Annotated in this window: 14 protein-coding genes; 4 read left to right on the plus strand and 10 right to left on the minus strand. The window is 37.9% G+C overall.

Going from position 1 to position 16,306, the window contains the following annotated elements:
• Positions 1–16: 16 nt before the first annotated feature.
• From DN389_RS18625 to DN389_RS18660, 8 genes are all read right to left on the minus strand, one after another.
• On the minus strand, positions 17–1,585 hold the full coding sequence (locus tag DN389_RS18625; protein ID WP_149237453.1) for an amidohydrolase: 1,569 nt from the start codon (positions 1,583–1,585) through the stop codon (positions 17–19).
• An 88-nt stretch (positions 1,586–1,673) separates the two neighbouring features.
• The gene (locus DN389_RS18630) at positions 1,674–2,105 is read right to left on the minus strand and encodes a VOC family protein (protein WP_048544430.1); all 432 of its coding nucleotides are present in this window, start codon (positions 2,103–2,105) and stop codon (positions 1,674–1,676) included.
• A 103-nt stretch (positions 2,106–2,208) separates the two neighbouring features.
• Positions 2,209–3,795 carry an acyl-CoA synthetase MbcS gene (gene mbcS / locus DN389_RS18635; protein ID WP_087985410.1) on the minus strand — a complete coding sequence of 529 codons (1,587 nt, stop codon included), beginning with the start codon at positions 3,793–3,795 and terminating at the stop codon, positions 2,209–2,211.
• Positions 3,796–3,971: 176 nt separating this feature from the next.
• The gene (locus tag DN389_RS18640; RefSeq protein ID WP_000091640.1) at positions 3,972–4,169 is read right to left on the minus strand and encodes an alpha/beta-type small acid-soluble spore protein; all 198 of its coding nucleotides are present in this window, start codon (positions 4,167–4,169) and stop codon (positions 3,972–3,974) included.
• Positions 4,170–4,249: 80 nt separating this feature from the next.
• The gene (thiI, locus tag DN389_RS18645; RefSeq protein WP_060486566.1) at positions 4,250–5,464 is read right to left on the minus strand and encodes a tRNA uracil 4-sulfurtransferase ThiI; all 1,215 of its coding nucleotides are present in this window, start codon (positions 5,462–5,464) and stop codon (positions 4,250–4,252) included.
• 6 nt (positions 5,465–5,470) lie between these two features.
• A complete protein-coding gene (locus DN389_RS18650) occupies positions 5,471–6,613 on the minus strand; it encodes a cysteine desulfurase family protein (RefSeq protein WP_098189858.1) in 1,143 nt (380 codons plus the stop codon).
• Between the two features lie 228 nt (positions 6,614–6,841).
• The gene (gene ezrA / locus DN389_RS18655; protein WP_075313138.1) at positions 6,842–8,554 is read right to left on the minus strand and encodes a septation ring formation regulator EzrA; all 1,713 of its coding nucleotides are present in this window, start codon (positions 8,552–8,554) and stop codon (positions 6,842–6,844) included.
• A gap of 207 nt (positions 8,555–8,761) precedes the next feature.
• Positions 8,762–9,604 carry a LysR family transcriptional regulator gene (locus DN389_RS18660; protein ID WP_149237454.1) on the minus strand — a complete coding sequence of 281 codons (843 nt, stop codon included), beginning with the start codon at positions 9,602–9,604 and terminating at the stop codon, positions 8,762–8,764.
• 124 nt (positions 9,605–9,728) lie between these two features.
• Here DN389_RS18660 and DN389_RS18665 point away from each other — a divergent pair, with 124 nt between their 5' ends.
• Positions 9,729–10,673: a DMT family transporter gene (locus tag DN389_RS18665; RefSeq protein ID WP_087985413.1), complete on the plus strand. Its 945-nt coding sequence runs from the start codon at positions 9,729–9,731 to the stop codon at positions 10,671–10,673.
• Between the two features lie 11 nt (positions 10,674–10,684).
• Here DN389_RS18665 and refZ read toward each other — a convergent pair whose 3' ends face one another.
• Entirely contained in the window at positions 10,685–11,323 is a 639-nt protein-coding gene (gene refZ / locus DN389_RS18670) for a forespore capture DNA-binding protein RefZ (RefSeq protein WP_087985414.1), read from the minus strand.
• A 147-nt stretch (positions 11,324–11,470) separates the two neighbouring features.
• On the opposite strand from refZ, the gene DN389_RS18675 reads away from it, so the two are divergent.
• Positions 11,471–11,950: a GAF domain-containing protein gene (locus tag DN389_RS18675; RefSeq protein ID WP_098189861.1), complete on the plus strand. Its 480-nt coding sequence runs from the start codon at positions 11,471–11,473 to the stop codon at positions 11,948–11,950.
• Positions 11,951–12,012: 62 nt separating this feature from the next.
• On the opposite strand, the gene megL is transcribed toward DN389_RS18675, so the two are convergent.
• Entirely contained in the window at positions 12,013–13,191 is a 1,179-nt protein-coding gene (megL, locus tag DN389_RS18680) for a methionine gamma-lyase (RefSeq protein WP_098681323.1), read from the minus strand.
• Between the two features lie 400 nt (positions 13,192–13,591).
• Between megL and rpsD the strand changes: the two genes are divergently transcribed.
• Both rpsD and DN389_RS18690 read left to right on the plus strand, forming a co-directional pair.
• Positions 13,592–14,194, plus strand: coding sequence for a 30S ribosomal protein S4 (gene rpsD / locus DN389_RS18685; protein WP_000135322.1), 603 nt, complete (start codon positions 13,592–13,594; stop codon positions 14,192–14,194).
• Positions 14,195–14,687: 493 nt separating this feature from the next.
• A complete protein-coding gene (locus DN389_RS18690; RefSeq protein WP_149237455.1) occupies positions 14,688–16,304 on the plus strand; it encodes a T7SS effector LXG polymorphic toxin in 1,617 nt (538 codons plus the stop codon).
• Positions 16,305–16,306 lie beyond the last annotated feature (2 nt).

The following is a 16,306-nucleotide window of genomic DNA, read 5'->3' on the forward strand; positions in this document are numbered from 1 at the left end:
CCGTTTCCTCAAACTTTTAGACATCTTTTCTATAAACAATCTCCCCATCAATTACAGTCATTTCTGCTTGTAATTCTTTTATTTCTTGTGCTTCTATTTCAAAAATATTGCGGGCTAATATCGTAAAGTCCGCTTCATATCCTTTTGTAATTTGTCCTCTCTTCGCTTCTTTTCCAATTGCATAGGCACTTCCTGTCGTAAATAAAGAGACAGCCTCATATACCGTTAATCTTTCCTCTGGCATATAGCATAAACCGTCAATAAAACTTCTGCGTGTAACAGCGCTATATATGCCTAAAAACGGATTCACTTGTTCAATTGGCGCGTCAGACCCACCGTTGCAGTGTAATCCCGCTTCTAGTAACGTCTTCCAAGCATATGCATATCGAAGACGATGCTCGCCTAGTTTTTCAATGACTGATGGGAAGTCCGATGACACAAAGACGGGCTGAATATCGATAATAGCCGGCAAGTGTTGCATTCTCTCAATCAACTCTTCACGAGCTAACTGACAATGAATAATACGATCGCGAAAACCTTCTGCTGGTGGATATAATTCAAGTGCATCAATGACATATTCAAGCGATAAATCACCGATTGTATGAATCGCAACTGGCATATGGAAATCACGTGCTTTTTTCACTAACTCCGCAAGCTCTTCACGTGAGAAGATTGCAACTCCATTTGTTTCCTGCGCATCTTCATACGGTTCACTTAATAAAGCTGTTCTTCCGCCAAAAGAGCCATCAGAAAAAATTTTCATCGCACCAAATTCAATATAGTGCTCATTTTCATATTCTTTTCGTTCATGTGCTACTTCATGGTGAACGAGCAAATGTGCTTTAAATGACATTTCTTTTATAACATGAGAAAACGCATTGTGCGTTTTTCTAAAACCACCGTAATAATTTAAATCTTCCGTATGCCCACCGACGAGTCCGTATTGCCAGCAATCTTTAATCGCTGTTTGCAGAGCTCTTTGTAAGTAGGCTTCATCAATTTCAGGCTGAACATGTTTTATTAGTTCTTGTCCTTGTTCATATAAAAGCCCTGTTACATTATTCAATGCGTCCCGGCCAATTTTCCCGCCTTTCGGGTCTTGCGTCATTTCTGTTATGTTCGCTTCTTGCAATATGTATGAGTTCACCCATGTAACGTGGCGACAAACCCGCTTTAATAAAATTGGATGTTCTGTAGAAATTTCATCTAAATCACGTACGTGAACTTGTTTTGTATCTGTAAAGTTATTTTCATTCCAGCCTTCTCCAATAATCCAAGAGCCCTTTGGAGCTTCTTCCACTCGCTCCCGCACGAGAGTCAGCACTTCGCTATAAGATGTACAGTTTGATAAATCTAAACGGAGTAATCTCTCTCCATGACCAATAAGATGCATATGACTATCAACGAGACCTGGAATCATCGTTTTCCCTTTTAAGTCGCACAACTTCACGTCTGAATATTTGCTTTCTAGTTCTTCCTTACTCCCGGCATCAACGATCATGCCCTTTTCAACATAAATAGCTTCTACTTTTTCATTCTCTTCTCGCATCGTGTAAATGGTGCCGCCATACCAAATTTCTCCCATATGCTCATCCCCCTTTTCCCTTTAGTCTACGAAATTAGAGCGTATAAAAAAAGCACCATTTCGATTAAAAATGGTGCTTTTCTAAAAATTACTTTTGTTCAGTAGGGTTCGTTGTGATTTGCCATTCAATGCTAAATTTATCTTTAAGTTGTCCGTATGCTGGGCTCCAGAACGTTTCTTGAAGTGGCATAATAACTTCTCCACCTTCTTGTAACTTTTCGAATACTTCTTTCGCTTTTTCTGCATTACTAATTTGAATTGCAATTGTTACTTGAGATCCGATTGCATGCCCTTGACCTGGGAATGTATCAGAAATCATAAGGTCCGTATTACCAACTTTTAAAGTAGCATGTAAAACGCGCTCTTTTGCTTCAGCTGGAATCGGGTATTCTGGATTTTCAGGCATGTCACCAAAAGTTTGCATGATTTCTACTTTTGCGTCTAACGCCTCTTTATAAAACTGTACAGCCTCTTGCCCACTACCATCTAAAACTAAGTACGGATTAATACCTAAAATCATACGGACACCTCTTTTTTAAGTTTATAAAAATCGAACTTATGTTCGTTTTTATATTATCATTGTTTGGCATTTCATTCAACTATTTCCTTCACTGTTTTTAAAATTATTTTGACGGAATCTCCATCTCTTGTTTTCTAAGCTCAATACGGCGAATTTTTCCGGAAATCGTTTTTGGTAGTTCATCTACAAATTCAATTTTGCGAGGGTATTTATATGGTGCAGTGAGTTCTTTGACGTGTTGTTGGAGTACTGGAATTAATGTTTCTTCATTCTTGTCTATATTCTCTCTTAATACGATAAATGCCTTCACGACACTTCCGCGAATTTCATCAGGGCTTGCGACAACCGCACACTCTCTTACATAAGGATGTTTTACGAGCGCATCTTCTACTTCAAACGGCCCAATTGTATAACCAGAGCTAATAATAATATCATCACCGCGCCCTTCAAACCAGAAATAGCCGTCTTCATCTTTCTTCGCTTTATCACCGGTAATATAATAATCACCGCGGAATTGCATTGCTGTGCGCTCATCGTCTTTATAATATTGTTTAAAGAGGGCTGGCGTTTCAATGTGAACTGCGATATCACCAACTTCTCCTACCTGTACCGGAATACCTTCTTCATCTACAATATCAACGTGGTTGCCTGGCGTTGGTTTTCCCATTGATCCCGGTCTAATATCCATCCCTTTCATTACACCAACAAGCAATGTATTTTCCGTTTGCCCGTAGCCGTCTCTTACTGTAATATTAAAGTGCTTTTGGAACGTTTCAATGACTTCTCTATTTAATGGCTCACCTGCGGATACAGCGCTATGTAACGCTTCTAAATTGTACTCACTTAAGTCTTCTACTTTTGCCATTAATCTATACTCAGTCGGCGTACAACAAAGCACATTCACCTTATTATCACCTAATAAGTTTAAATACGTTTTTGGTTCAAATTTACCGTTGTATACAAATCCTGTCGCTCCTGATCCGAGAGTTGCTAAAAACGGGCTCCAAATCCACTTTTGCCAACCTGGACTAGCCGTCGCCCATACAACATCATCCTCTTCAATTCCGAGCCAATTTGGAGCGCTCGTGCGCAAATGAGCGTATGCCCACGCATGCGTATGAACAACACCTTTTGGGTTTCCTGTCGTTCCTGACGTGTAAGATAAAAAGACCATATCTTCTTTATCAGTCTTCGCCATTTCTAACATGTCACTTTCTGTTTCTAACGCTGTTTTTAAATTAATCCATCCATCTACTGACTGCTCGCTCAGAACGAATTTTTGAAGAGATTCCATCGCTTCTATATCATCAAACTGCCCAATGTACGGCTCATAACTTACGATTGCTTTTACTTCCCCGTGCCCAATGCGATATTCTATATCCTTTTTGCGCAACATTTCCGAACTCGGAATTACGACAAATCCTGCTTTAATCGCAGCGATATACGTCATGTACGCTTCAATTAAGCGCGGCATCATAATGAGGAGCTTGTCCCCTTTTTGCAGACCACTCTTTATAAAAGCGTTCCCAATTTTATTCGCACCTTTCATAAGCTCAGCGTATGTAACTTCTCGTCTATTCCCTTTATCATCTTGCCAAATTAAAGCAAGCTTATCTTTATCACCTGTATATTTCTCTATTTCAGAAACTAAATTATAGGACGGTGGCGCCAACAATTCCTCTCTCTTCATACAATATCCTCCTCCATTTCTATGCCTCCCTTATATAATAAAGAATTTTCAGTTAATTTTGAACCCTCTTCTTTTGACAAATTTTTTATGTCTATGTCGAAATGAATGTATACCGATGCAAACAACAAAAAGAAAGAGCGGGAAAACCCGCTCTTTCTAAGCCATCTTATATGGGATTATTTTTGGTAACCACCTAATTGTTGCTCAGCTAGTGAAACTAGACGTTTAGTGATTTCACCACCAACAGAACCGTTAGCGCGAGCTGTTGCATCTGCTCCAAGTTGAACACCAAACTCTTGAGCGATTTCGTATTTCATTTGGTCTAATGCTGATTCAGCACCAGGAACCGCTAATTTATTTGTGCTACGTGACATGTTATATCACCTCCTTGTGAGTATAGAGTGTGATAAATAACATGACTTCATACACGTTTTAGATATGGTAATTTATGGTTTTAGAAAAGTTCTTCGAATTTGTCTTCTTCCGCCACTACTTCTACCGTTTGTAATACCATTGTTTCTTTGTTCGCTACAGCTTCATCGATTAATGGTGTGAAATCGTATTTCGCTTCAAAACGATTCGCTTTTTCACGCTTCGGCTTCGTCGATGGGCTTGCTGGTGTGAATACTGTACAGCAATCTTCGTACGGACGAATTGAAATATCATATGTGCCGATTTCTTCAGCGATTTTAATAATTTCTAATTTATCCATCGTAATAAGTGGACGAATAACCGGATAGTTTGTTACCTCGTTGATTGTATGCATACTATCTAACGTTTGGCTTGCTACTTGTCCAAGACTTTCACCAGTCGTAATTGCAAGTGCATTACGCTCCTCTGCGATACGCTCTGTAATACGCATCATCATACGGCGCATAACTGTCATTGAATAGCTAGATGGAATTTCTTTATTAATCGTTTTTTGCACTTCTGTAAATGGAACAAGGTGAAGCGTTACACGTTTACAGTACTTCGTTAACTCTTGTGCTAAATCGATTACTTTTTGTTTTGCACGCTCGCTTGTGAAAGGTGGGCTATGGAAATGAACTGCTTCCACAGACACGCCGCGTTTCATCGTTAAGTACGTTGCTACTGGGCTATCGATACCACCAGAAAGAAGTACCATTACTTTTCCGCCAACGCCAACTGGTAAACCACCAGCTCCCATATGCTCACCACACATAATATAGCTGTAACCACTGCGAATTTCTATACGTACATTCACATCTGGATTATGAACATCTACTGTGATATCCTCTGTATTTTCTAAAATGTGTCCACCGATTTCTGGAAGTAACTCCATCGTCTTCATTGGGAAGCGCTTATCAGAACGGTGCACTGTAATTTTAAATGTTTTCACATCATCTTTTACTTGTAAGAAAGCTGCTAATGCACCCTTTTTAATATCTTCTAATTCTGATGGTACTTTCATCGCTAAGTTAAACTTATGAATACCGAATACATCTTTCAATCTTTCAGAAATTGCTTCATGGTCTTCCCCATTTAATTGAATGTACATACGGTCATGCGTTGCATCGATTTTAATATTTGGGAACTTTTTCAGTTTGAACTTTACGTTATCTTTCAATGTGCTTACAAATTTAGAGCGGTTTTTACCTTTAGTCGTCATCTCTCCATAACGAACTAAAATATATTCATATGTCATCATATTCCTTTACCTCATCACTTCATATAATTTTGGCATCGTCTCTTTCACAATACCTTCAAATTGTTTTACTTCTTCCATCGTGTTTTCTGGTGCCAAACTAATGCGAATAGCACTTGCAGCAGCGGCATGGGGTACTCCCATTGCCACTAACACTCTGCTCACTTCATTTGCTTTTGAAGAACAAGCAGACTTCGTCGATACATATACACCGTGCTCTTCTAAAGCATGAACGACCACTTCCGGTTTTAAACCAACAAATGACACATTTAAAATGTGCGGTGCTGCATATGCAAGCGACGTATTAATCGTTACATCTTCCATCTCTTTCAAGAAACGGACAAGCTCTGTTTGTAAATTGTGCAAATGAGCTATCTTTTCTTTCACTTGTTCCATTGTCATGCGAAGTGCTTTCACCATCGCTACAATGCCAGGTAAGTTTTCTGTACCAGAGCGATACTTAAGCTCTTGTTGACCACCTGATAAAATTGGATCTAACCTTACGCCATCACGCACATAAAGTAGACCCGTTCCTTTTACACTGTGGAATTTATGTCCAGATATTGAGCAAAGATCAATATGAGAAGCATATAAATCAAGCGGTACTTTTCCTATCCCTTGCACATGGTCCACATGGAATCTTATTTTCGGATAGTTCGATAATAACGTTCCAATTTCAACAACAGGCTGAATTGCTCCAGTCTCGTTGTTCACGTGAATAATTGACACAAGAATCGTATCTTCACGAAGTGCTCGTTTTACATCCTCTACCGATACAACACCATGCTCATTAACCGGTAAATATGTTACATCAAAACCGAGATCTTCTAATTGTTTATATGCTTCAAACACAGACGCGTGTTCAATATTTGTTGTAATGATATGTTTACCGCGCGAACGATTCCTCATCGCTATTCCTTTAATCGCAAGGTTATTCCCTTCCGTTCCACCTGATGTGAAAATAATCTCAGAAGGTTTAACGTGAAGAAGCTGCGCTGCAATCGTTCTTGATTGTGTTAATAGACGCTCTGCCTCTCCCCCAAGCGAATGAATAGAAGAAGGGTTTCCAAAATATTTTCCAGCAACCGTTACGTACGATTGAAGGGCTTCTGGATATGGTTTCGTCGTCGCACTATTATCAAAATAGATCATCGTTCTTCCCCTTTCAGCGCTATCACATCATATAATCATATCACAAATACGTGTAATTACGCTAAGACTACTCAAAGGTTCCATTTTATCCCGATTGTGAAGGCCGATAATTAGCTAGGATGACCCTACTGACTACAGTTTCACTATATTTTAAAACGAATAACCTTACTGTATTCCGCTATTCATTATAGCAACATCGTCCCCAAAATTACACAAAAAAACAAACCCTTATGAAAGGGTTTGTTCATTGTCTACATATTCAGCTATTTTTTGAACAACGCCAGGTTCAAGTTGCTCTAGTACAGAAGCCGCTTGTTCTAAAGCTGCATCGTATTGATATTCACGGAATAATTTCTCCGCATAATTTAAGCTCTCTGCAAGGTTCTCATCATGACTGCGGTAACGATTACCGTATTGAATTAATTTTTCAACTAAATACGCTTGTCCAATTAACTCTTCTGTCATTTCAGCTACACCATTAACAGTTGTGTACGCTTCTTCTAAACTGCTATTTACAGCGTTCATATTTAACGGTTTCACTTCTAACTGTTCATATACAGCTTGCATTGCCATTTGTCCTCTTTGTAAATCTTCCATAATGCTTTCTGGAAGACCTGGCAAATTCGACTTTTGCATAAAACGTTTCGTTTCAAAAATGATATTTCGCATTTCTTGTAACTTCTCACGCGCTTCAAATTCTTCTTTACGCATCGTTTGCAGCATTTCTTTATATTCTGCATGAAGTACTTTTAACGTTTCACATTGCTCATAAACCTCTTCTAGTTCCTCACGAATAATAGAAAAGGCAATATCTTGTTCAGCAACGCGTAATTGCAGCATTTCAAAACGTTTCGTTAAAATGTGCATTTGCTTTTCAATTACTTTTTGAGACTCAATGTCCTTATCTTGTAACTGATAACTTTGTTTCACAAGTTGTGTTTCTGCTTTTGTTTCGATCGTTTCAGTGCGGATTTCTTCTAAGTCTTCATAAACAGAAAGTGTTTTTTGCTCCACATAATGTCTCGCATGCACCTCTTGCTCCAGTTGATCATAGAAGCCATCTAAACGTGTTTTTAAGTTTTCTACTTTTTCAGCTGCTTCCGTTATATGCAGCTCCTGTATATCCATTAAACATGTTTGTAGTTGTGTCGTCATATCACGAACTTCTTTAGGGACTTCCAAATACTCTAATACATAACCTTGTCTTACCATATCATTATGTCCGTGTAATAAATCTTCCAACTGAACTGGTAACGTCGCTTGACACTCTACCAGTAAATCTGGAATTTGGTGAATAATGATTTCTAAGTTTGCTAAACCTTCTTCTAAACTAATAACAATTTCTCTCGCTTTTAAGTAGTCGCCATTATCTGTTGCCTCTTCAAAGCTTTTAAACTTATTAGATTCAGCGTCTAGCATTTCTTCGATTTTCTGCTCTGCTGCTCCATACATATGCCTATGAGCAAGAACACTCTTCTTCATACTACGATATGTATCACGTAACCCTTCAATTTCCGAGCTATTTTTTTCATGGCTTTCTAACAATTGCTGTAATTCATTTAAAATGTCTGTAATACGATTATCAGCGTCATCTAAACCACTTATGGATTCATTCATCGCATGCTTTGCTTTTCGGAAGGAGAATTGCGAGGCGAATTTTCGCGCTTGCGCTAAATCTTTGTCTGCTTTCGGAAGGGTTGTTGATACAATCTCATCCCATTCTTCACGCCATTTACCAAACAGTTCTTCTGTTTGACCTGTCATATTTAAGTCTTTCACCCGTTTGAGTTCATCTGCCACAGGCTTATCTTTTATCTCTTGTTTCCACTGCTCCAGTGCTTCAATATCTTTATATGAACGATTTCTTATCACAAGCTCTATCATGAGCAGCACTAGAATAGAGCTTACTACAATGATAACGATCGTCAGGATAGAATCCATGCAAAAAAGCCTCCTAGTTATATCTCTTTTTTAGTCCGTTCCGTTTATGAAATGGAAGGCATTATGTATAAAAAGGGAATTCCCCTATATTTAACAACTAACAATGTACTAATCATACCATGTAATGGCATGTTTTTGACCTAGTTTTTTTTAAAATTTCATGTTTCTTTCAATGCAATTGTAATCTTTCTCAATATTCGGTTTGGATTACCTCTCATCGTCAAATGATTGTAATAATAGGTACTCTTCCATATGAGATGCGAAATAAATTTTGCGCACAAGTGGTGGCTCAATAGAAATCGCATGCACATTTCCTTGCTTTACCGCTTGCTCTACTGACATTTCTGGAAGTAACGTAATACCAAGTCCGGCACCGACCATCGCAAGCATCGGTTCTGCATAAGAAGTTTCAAATGCAATGATTGGTTTTGCACCTATCCCATGAAACATATTCGTAATCATTTTTCTTACATCACAAATTTCTGGATATACGATTAACTTTTCATTTTGCAAATCTTCCATTCGAATTACTGTTTTCTCTTTATAAAGATGATCATTTGAAACGACACAAACAACTTTTTCTTCTCGCACTTCTTTTACACACGTAACGTCTTCTACTACTGAATCAACGAACATCGCTTCAATCTTCCGCTCTTTAAAGAGTCCCATTAGTACTTTCGTATGCTCAATTTTCCATTCTACTTCGAATCCTCCACCTAATACATCCTTATATTTTGATATATAATGCGCTGCTAAACTTGGCAATATGCCTATAGAAATTTTCTGCTTCTCTTGAAAATTCTTCATTTCGGCTTTCACTTCATATATGTGTTCCAAAATCGGTAACATTCTTGTTATAAATAACTCTCCAGCCTCTGTTAACTCCACTCCTTGCGCGGAACGCTTCAGTAAAGTAACCTCTAAATCCGCTTCTAACCTTTGAATTTGTTTACTAAGCGCCGGTTGAGAAATATGTAAAAGCTTACTCGCCTTTGATAAACTTCGCGTATTCTTTACTTCAATAAACGATCGTACTGCTTCTAAATCCATCGTACACACCTCTAACAAAAAGTTATAACTGTCATAAAAAATCGATATTTCCTTCTATAAACAATTACTCTTTATACTTATTTCATCAACTTACTATAACGAAATGTAAAGGGGAAAGATACTCTTGGACAAAAAACAAATGCTACTCGGATCCCTCCTATGCTTACTTGCCGTAACGGCTTGGGGATTTATGTTTCCTGTCATGGCAAATGCCCTGCAGTTTATTGATCCGTTCTTCTTCACAACTATCCGATACGGATCAGCAGCTATTATTTTTCTTATTTTGCTATTCATTACTGAAGGAAAAACTTCACTCCGCTTAGAGAAAAGAACACTTTCGTTATTCTTTTACGGAACAGTCGGTTTCGCTGGATATGGTTTTCTCATTTTTTACGGCCAACAACTTGCTGGGCCTTCTGGGGCCATTCATGCTGCGATGATTCAGTCTCTTATGCCACTCATCGCTTTATTATTGCAGTGGATAACAAAAAACAAACGCCCACAAAACTACACATTCCTTTGTATGTTCGTTGCATTGCTCGGTGTTATGCTCGTCATTTCAAAAGGAAATATTCACTTATTATTTGGAGCTGCCAGTCATCTCTCAACAAATATACTTATGCTATGCGGCGTTACTTGCTGGGTCATTTACACGAACGGTGGTGCTCGTTTTCAATCTTGGTCACCACTTCGATATACGACGTTAACTTGTTTATTCGGCTCCATTTCACTCATCGTTATTGTCACTTTCTTCACGTACACAAACATCGTTACTATGCCGTCACTTCGTACCATTATGAGCGTTCGTTTTGAACTCTTGTATATGTCGATTGTTGCAGGTGTTATCGCTGTATTTTGCTGGAACACAGGAAATCGCTATATTTCATCTATTAACGGCATATTATTTATGAATCTAGTTCCTGTACTTGCACTTATCGGTTCCATCTTTCGAGGTTATACAGTCGACAAAATTGAAATTGCCGGAGCCTCATTAACAATTATCGCGCTATTATGCAACAATGTATGGCAAAGGAAAGAAAGCACAAAAATCCCCACCTCAGTCCGTTAGGTGGGGATTTTTCACATATGAACAGCTCTTGGCAATTCATAGTACATATTCGTTATACATAATGTTTGCTCCATCCATTGTTCAATTTCTTTCGTGTACATTTCTATGAAAAATGTCTCAGACGGAAAAGAATGCAGCACTTCTGATATATATTGTGGATATAAAAACGGCATATTCATCATGCCTTTTAATTGCGTCATAAACATTGTAAAAGATACCTTTTTAAACTCTTGCTTCATTTGTCCCTGTCTAATCATTTGCTCTATATAATATCTTTCTTTAGAAAAGTAAATGGTCATCACTTCGCGAATTAATGTCGTATCAAGTGAAAGCTCTCGGTAGAAGAAACGTGTCAGTTCCCTATTTTCAAATTGATATCGTAAAATCTCGCGCACCATTTGCACCATCACATCTTTAGCCGACAAATATTCTCTCTGTTCGAACGACATTTCAATCACATGAATATATCCTTCTAAAAAGTCAGTAATAAGCTGTTCTAATAAACCTTGCTTTCCAGCAAAATAATATGAAATATTCGCTACATTCACATCCGCTCGCTTTGCAATTTCTCGCACCGACGTTCCATCATAACCTTTCGTGTTAAACAACGATATTGCCGCATCAATTACTTTTTGTTTCGTCTGTTTCATGCGCTCACTTCCTCTCACTGAACAGCTATAGTTTAAATTTCTTGACTTTTAAGACAAATTCCTTTAATTTTCTATCGACAAAGTCATGTGAAATACATCGTATTTTGCTAATATTTTACACATCTCGATAAAAAGGGAGTTGTTTCCATGTTTACAAAAGAAAGTTATGCAGGTTCTCGTGAAGAGCAATACGAGACAGTAATTAAACAACTGGATGCATTATTAACTGGCGAACCGAACTTAGTCGCAAACTTATCAAATGCGTCCGCATTATTAAATCAATTTTTAGATCGTGTGAATTGGGTTGGCTTTTATGTAACAGACGGAAATCAGCTTGTTCTTGGACCTTTCCAAGGAATGCCTGCTTGCGTGCGCATTCCATTTGGACGAGGCGTTTGCGGCGTTGCAGCTGAAACAAAAACAACGCAGCTTGTAGCAGACGTTCACCAATTTCCAGGACATATCGCTTGCGACAGTGCTTCGAATTCAGAAATCGTTGTACCGATCGTGAAAGAAGGAACTATCATCGGTGTACTTGATATTGATAGCCCTGAAAAAAATCGTTTTGATGAAGTAGATCAGCGCTATTTAGAAAAGTTTGTGGAAACACTCCTAAAACATATTTAAAAAAGAAAAGAGTGAGTTATCGATTGCGTACATCACGTACGAAACCGATAGCTCACTCTTTTTTATTGATTACTAACAGTAGATATTTTCTTTAGTGCCTGTTCTAAATCAGAAACGATATCTTCCCATGATTCTAAACCGACAGATAAACGTATTAAATTATCGTAAATACCCATTTCTTGTCTTAGCTCAGCTGGAATCGCAGCGTGTGTCATCGTTGCTGGGTGCTGAATTAACGTTTCTGTATCCCCTAAACTTACGGCAATTGTAATAAAGTGAAGGTCATTGATAAACGCTTGCGTCTCTTCTTTTCCGCCTTTAATTGAAAAAGAAATCACACCACCGCCCCGTTTCATTTGGCGAGATGCTAACTCTCCTTCTGGATACCAAACACCTTCTACCGCATCATGATTTTTCAGGAACGATACAATTTTTTCTGCATTATCACAATGACGGTCCATCCTTACCGCTAACGTCTTTAATCCACGTAACAATAACCACGCATCAAACGGCGCCATAATACCGCCGATATCTTTTCGCATCGGGCGAATTTTTTCAGCTAATGCTTTCGTTTTACAAATCGTTACACCCGCCACAACATCACCATGACCGCCAATATATTTTGTCGCACTATGAACAACCGCGTCACAACCAAGTTCAAGCGGTCTTTGTAAATACGGTGAACAGAATGTATTATCAACAACCACAAGTAAGCCATTTCGCTTCGCAACCCGAATAACTTGTTTTAAATCGATTAATTTCATCGTTGGATTAATCGGTGTTTCAACGAAAATAACCTTTGTATTTGGACGGATTTTATTTTCGACATCATCCTCTGTCTCCATATCACAAAACGAATGCGTAATCATAAATTTCTCTTCTAACACTTCTAAAAAACCGTACGTGCACCCGTATAATCCATTTGAACAAATAATATGATCTCCAGCTTTTAGAAAGCCAATTAACGTTGCTGAAATAGCTGCCATTCCTGATCCGAAAGCAAGTGCTTCTTCTCCTCCTTCTAACACCGCCATACGTTCTTCAAATAATTTTACAGTTGGATTTCCAAGTCTTGAGTAAATATAAGATGGATCCACTCCCGCAAAACTCGCCTCTCCTTGCTGCGCAGTCTCAAATGTAAATGTAGACGTTTGAAATAACGGTGGTGTTAAACTTCCTTTATGTTCCTCAGATGTATACCCGTGATGAATTAACGCTGTCTCCATATGCTTCTTTTTCATAAAAACATCCCCTTTTATGTTTTTATTGCCGCATATTCACCAGTAAAAACTGATGAACGTTTTTACTACATTTTATGTAAGCGTTTTATTTGTGTTTCTATCTCTTCTTTTATATTGTTTTAAATTCCTTCTTATATTAATTTCCAAAATTTATATGCATAAAACAAAAAGGGAGTGGCTTGACGAAACTCTGGGTAAAAGATATAATAGCGTTTGTGTAAAATAAAAAGGCAGCCTTGTAATGTGAGTTTATCGTTTGTATTTTGTTCCTCTACGGAGGTGTATCTCGTAACTCCCTGCTGCTGGAGCGAAGGTACATGAAAACAAAATGCCCGTAAATATCGATTACGTCTGTTTTTATTTTACGTAAATAAAAACATTTTTAAAGGAGGAGTCAACTATGGCTCGTTATACAGGTCCAGCTTGGAAACTGTCTCGTCGTCTTGGAATCTCTCTAAGCGGCACAGGAAAAGAATTAGAAAAACGCCCTTACGCACCAGGTCCTCACGGTCCTAACCAACGTAAGAAACTTTCAGAATACGGTTTACAATTACAAGAGAAACAAAAACTTCGTCACATGTACGGCATGACTGAGCGTCAATTCCGTCGCACATTTGACCAAGCAGGTAAAATGCCTGGTAAGCACGGCGAAAACTTCATGATCCTTCTTGAAGCTCGTCTTGACAACTTAGTTTACCGTATGGGCTTAGCTCGCACTCGTCGTGCAGCTCGCCAATTAGTAAACCACGGTCACATCACAGTTGATGGATCTCGCGTAGATATCCCATCTTACCGTGTAAAACCTGGTCAAACAATCAGCGTTCGCGAAAAATCTAACAGCCTTGTTGTTGTTAAAGAAGCGATCGAAGTTAACAACTTCGTACCAGAATACTTAACTTTCGATGCTGATAAATTAGAAGCTACTTACACTCGTCACGCTGAGCGTTCTGAGTTAGCAGCTGAAATCAACGAAGCATTAATCGTAGAGTTCTACTCTCGTTAATCTCGGTACTCTGAAAAGAGTAGTATTAAAAGCCTTAGGAACCTTATTTATCAAGGGGCCTGGGCTTTTTTTATTGAATATAGCCGGTATATGTATAGAACCGGAACAATGTAACAAAATAAAAAAGAACTGTAAGTCTATAGTTAATAAACCTTCCCCCTCCCTCTAGAATTCCATCCATCTTTTATCCACATTAATAAAAACCTCCCCTTCTTCTAACACTTAAAAACACTACATTCTACCCCATAACTCATTTCCCTTTGCTATACTCTCCTTCCGTTAACATTATTTTTACAACGTATCTATTTGTACGTAATCTATACCTTCCTTTTTCTATTTACATTCAACCTTAAAAACCTCTTCATCACCAGAGCATCCGAATGAGATTAAAAACTTAATGAACAAGCAACTTTTTCGCTTAATAATCAGAATATTACATTTACAACAACTTCCTTAAATTGGTATTATTTTCTTGTAAGGGGAGGGAAAGTTCATGTCTTTAAATATGTATCTCGGTGAAGTACAAGCTCAAACAGAAAGTATGAACGCTTTCTGTAACGCTACTATTCAAGGAATGGAACAAATTATTCATTCTATTGACGCTTTTGCATTGGATACTGTTCTACAAGGACAAACATATAGTAGTGCAAAAGCATATTTCTTACAAACCTTTCGTCCGTTAGCACAAGGAATCATTTACTTATGCGAAGAATTAATCCGTCAAAATGATGCTTTTCCAAGAGACTTTCAATCACAGGTAGCTTCTACAGATGTTATCGAACAAGAAATAAGAGAACAAATCCAAGAAATCAATCAAACCATTGCAAGTATAGAAGCAATAGAGGTACTTACACCAATGCCTGGAGTAGACTCAATTGTGGCTGTTTTAATTGCGATGAGAAAAAAGCATGATGAAAAACTAGAGCGTCTACATGAATTCGATTATACATCCAGTAATAACTACAGCACGGCCCTTCAACTAGCAGCTAGTATTGCTATGGGTTTAGCGGAAGTCCAAAGCGGGAAAGGTTTTAGTCCGGTAAGTGGTACATTTAGTACACAAAGGTTGAATATGGAATGGATAGCCTCTATTCAAAAAATTGCAGAGGAAAGAGTTCAAGAAGCCGAAATAAAAAAAGAAATTGAAGAAAAAATGGCTTTGCAGGAACAAGAAGCTAATAGACCGTGGTACCAAAAAACAGCTATTGGCGCTTGGGAATTCTTCCAAGGAATTTGTAATTCAGCTGCTGAAAACTTTACAGGCGTGGAATTACCAATGGGCAATGAATTAGAAAACAAAACAACCTTTCAAGCCGGAAATCTTGTGGGGAATTTTGTATCAGGGGTAGGATCTATTTTTGAAATTTTGGGCGGTATAGCTATTGTAACAGGATCAAATGTTGGAACCGTATTGTTAGAAGGAGTAACTTTCGGGGCAGCATCACCAATTGTTATCCCAGCTGATTTAGCTCTTACAACCGTTGGAGCAGGTGTTGCTACACATGGTACATTTGTATGGTATAATACCGTTCAAAATAGTATTGATACTTTGCAAAGGTTTCAGTCTTCTTCTGGAGGTTCCTCTAAAAATCTTTTAAAAGATGGTAAGTTTGTCGAATCTGATTTAGAATTAAAATATGCGGAATATTGCGTTAGAAAAGCAAAAGACGGTAAAGTACCTAAAGATAGATTGAACTGGAAAGAAGCAAGTGATTATTGGACAAAAGATTCACCTATGGCAAGAGGAAATCGTTTTAATCAAACTGCAGAAAAAAATAGATGGTATCCGAATAATGAGGTACATTTAAGTAATGGTAAAAGATTAGATTCATATGACCCAATTAAAGGGGAAATAGTTTCCAGAAAAGCTACAGATCTAGCGGATATTGATATTAAAACTTTTGAAAAACATTTGAAAGAAATGAAAGATAAGTATGCTATTGGAACCAAGATTCGTTCAAATAAATATAGAAGAATAGATGGAAAATCACTAGAAGGAAAACAAATTTTAGAGATTCCAGCATCTAATAAAAATTTTGAACGAATAGAGGAATATATAAAATTAGCAAAAGAAAAATATGATATTGATATTAGGTTTAGGGAGGAATAATT

It is taken from the genome of Bacillus sp. AY3-1, from assembly GCF_008368785.1.
GTDB lineage: Bacteria > Bacillota > Bacilli > Bacillales > Bacillaceae_G > Bacillus_A > Bacillus_A wiedmannii.

Excerpts from the sequence above, each read along its gene's own strand:
- DN389_RS18625 (WP_149237453.1), bottom strand. The coding sequence starts at position 1,585 with ATGGGAGAAATTTGGTATGGCGGCACCATTTACACGATGCGAGAAGAG.
- DN389_RS18630 (WP_048544430.1), bottom strand. The coding sequence starts at position 2,105 with ATGATTTTAGGTATTAATCCGTACTTAGTTTTAGATGGTAGTGGGCAA.
- mbcS (WP_087985410.1), bottom strand. The coding sequence starts at position 3,795 with ATGAAGAGAGAGGAATTGTTGGCGCCACCGTCCTATAATTTAGTTTCT.
- DN389_RS18640 (WP_000091640.1), bottom strand. The coding sequence starts at position 4,169 with ATGTCACGTAGCACAAATAAATTAGCGGTTCCTGGTGCTGAATCAGCA.
- thiI (WP_060486566.1), bottom strand. The coding sequence starts at position 5,464 with ATGATGACATATGAATATATTTTAGTTCGTTATGGAGAGATGACGACT.
- DN389_RS18650 (WP_098189858.1), bottom strand. The coding sequence starts at position 6,613 with ATGATCTATTTTGATAATAGTGCGACGACGAAACCATATCCAGAAGCC.
- ezrA (WP_075313138.1), bottom strand. The coding sequence starts at position 8,554 with ATGGATTCTATCCTGACGATCGTTATCATTGTAGTAAGCTCTATTCTA.
- DN389_RS18660 (WP_149237454.1), bottom strand. The coding sequence starts at position 9,604 with ATGGATTTAGAAGCAGTACGATCGTTTATTGAAGTAAAGAATACGCGA.
- refZ (WP_087985414.1), bottom strand. The coding sequence starts at position 11,323 with ATGAAACAGACGAAACAAAAAGTAATTGATGCGGCAATATCGTTGTTT.
- DN389_RS18675 (WP_098189861.1), top strand. The coding sequence starts at position 11,471 with ATGTTTACAAAAGAAAGTTATGCAGGTTCTCGTGAAGAGCAATACGAG.
- megL (WP_098681323.1), bottom strand. The coding sequence starts at position 13,191 with ATGAAAAAGAAGCATATGGAGACAGCGTTAATTCATCACGGGTATACA.
- rpsD (WP_000135322.1), top strand. The coding sequence starts at position 13,592 with ATGGCTCGTTATACAGGTCCAGCTTGGAAACTGTCTCGTCGTCTTGGA.
- DN389_RS18690 (WP_149237455.1), top strand. The coding sequence starts at position 14,688 with ATGTCTTTAAATATGTATCTCGGTGAAGTACAAGCTCAAACAGAAAGT.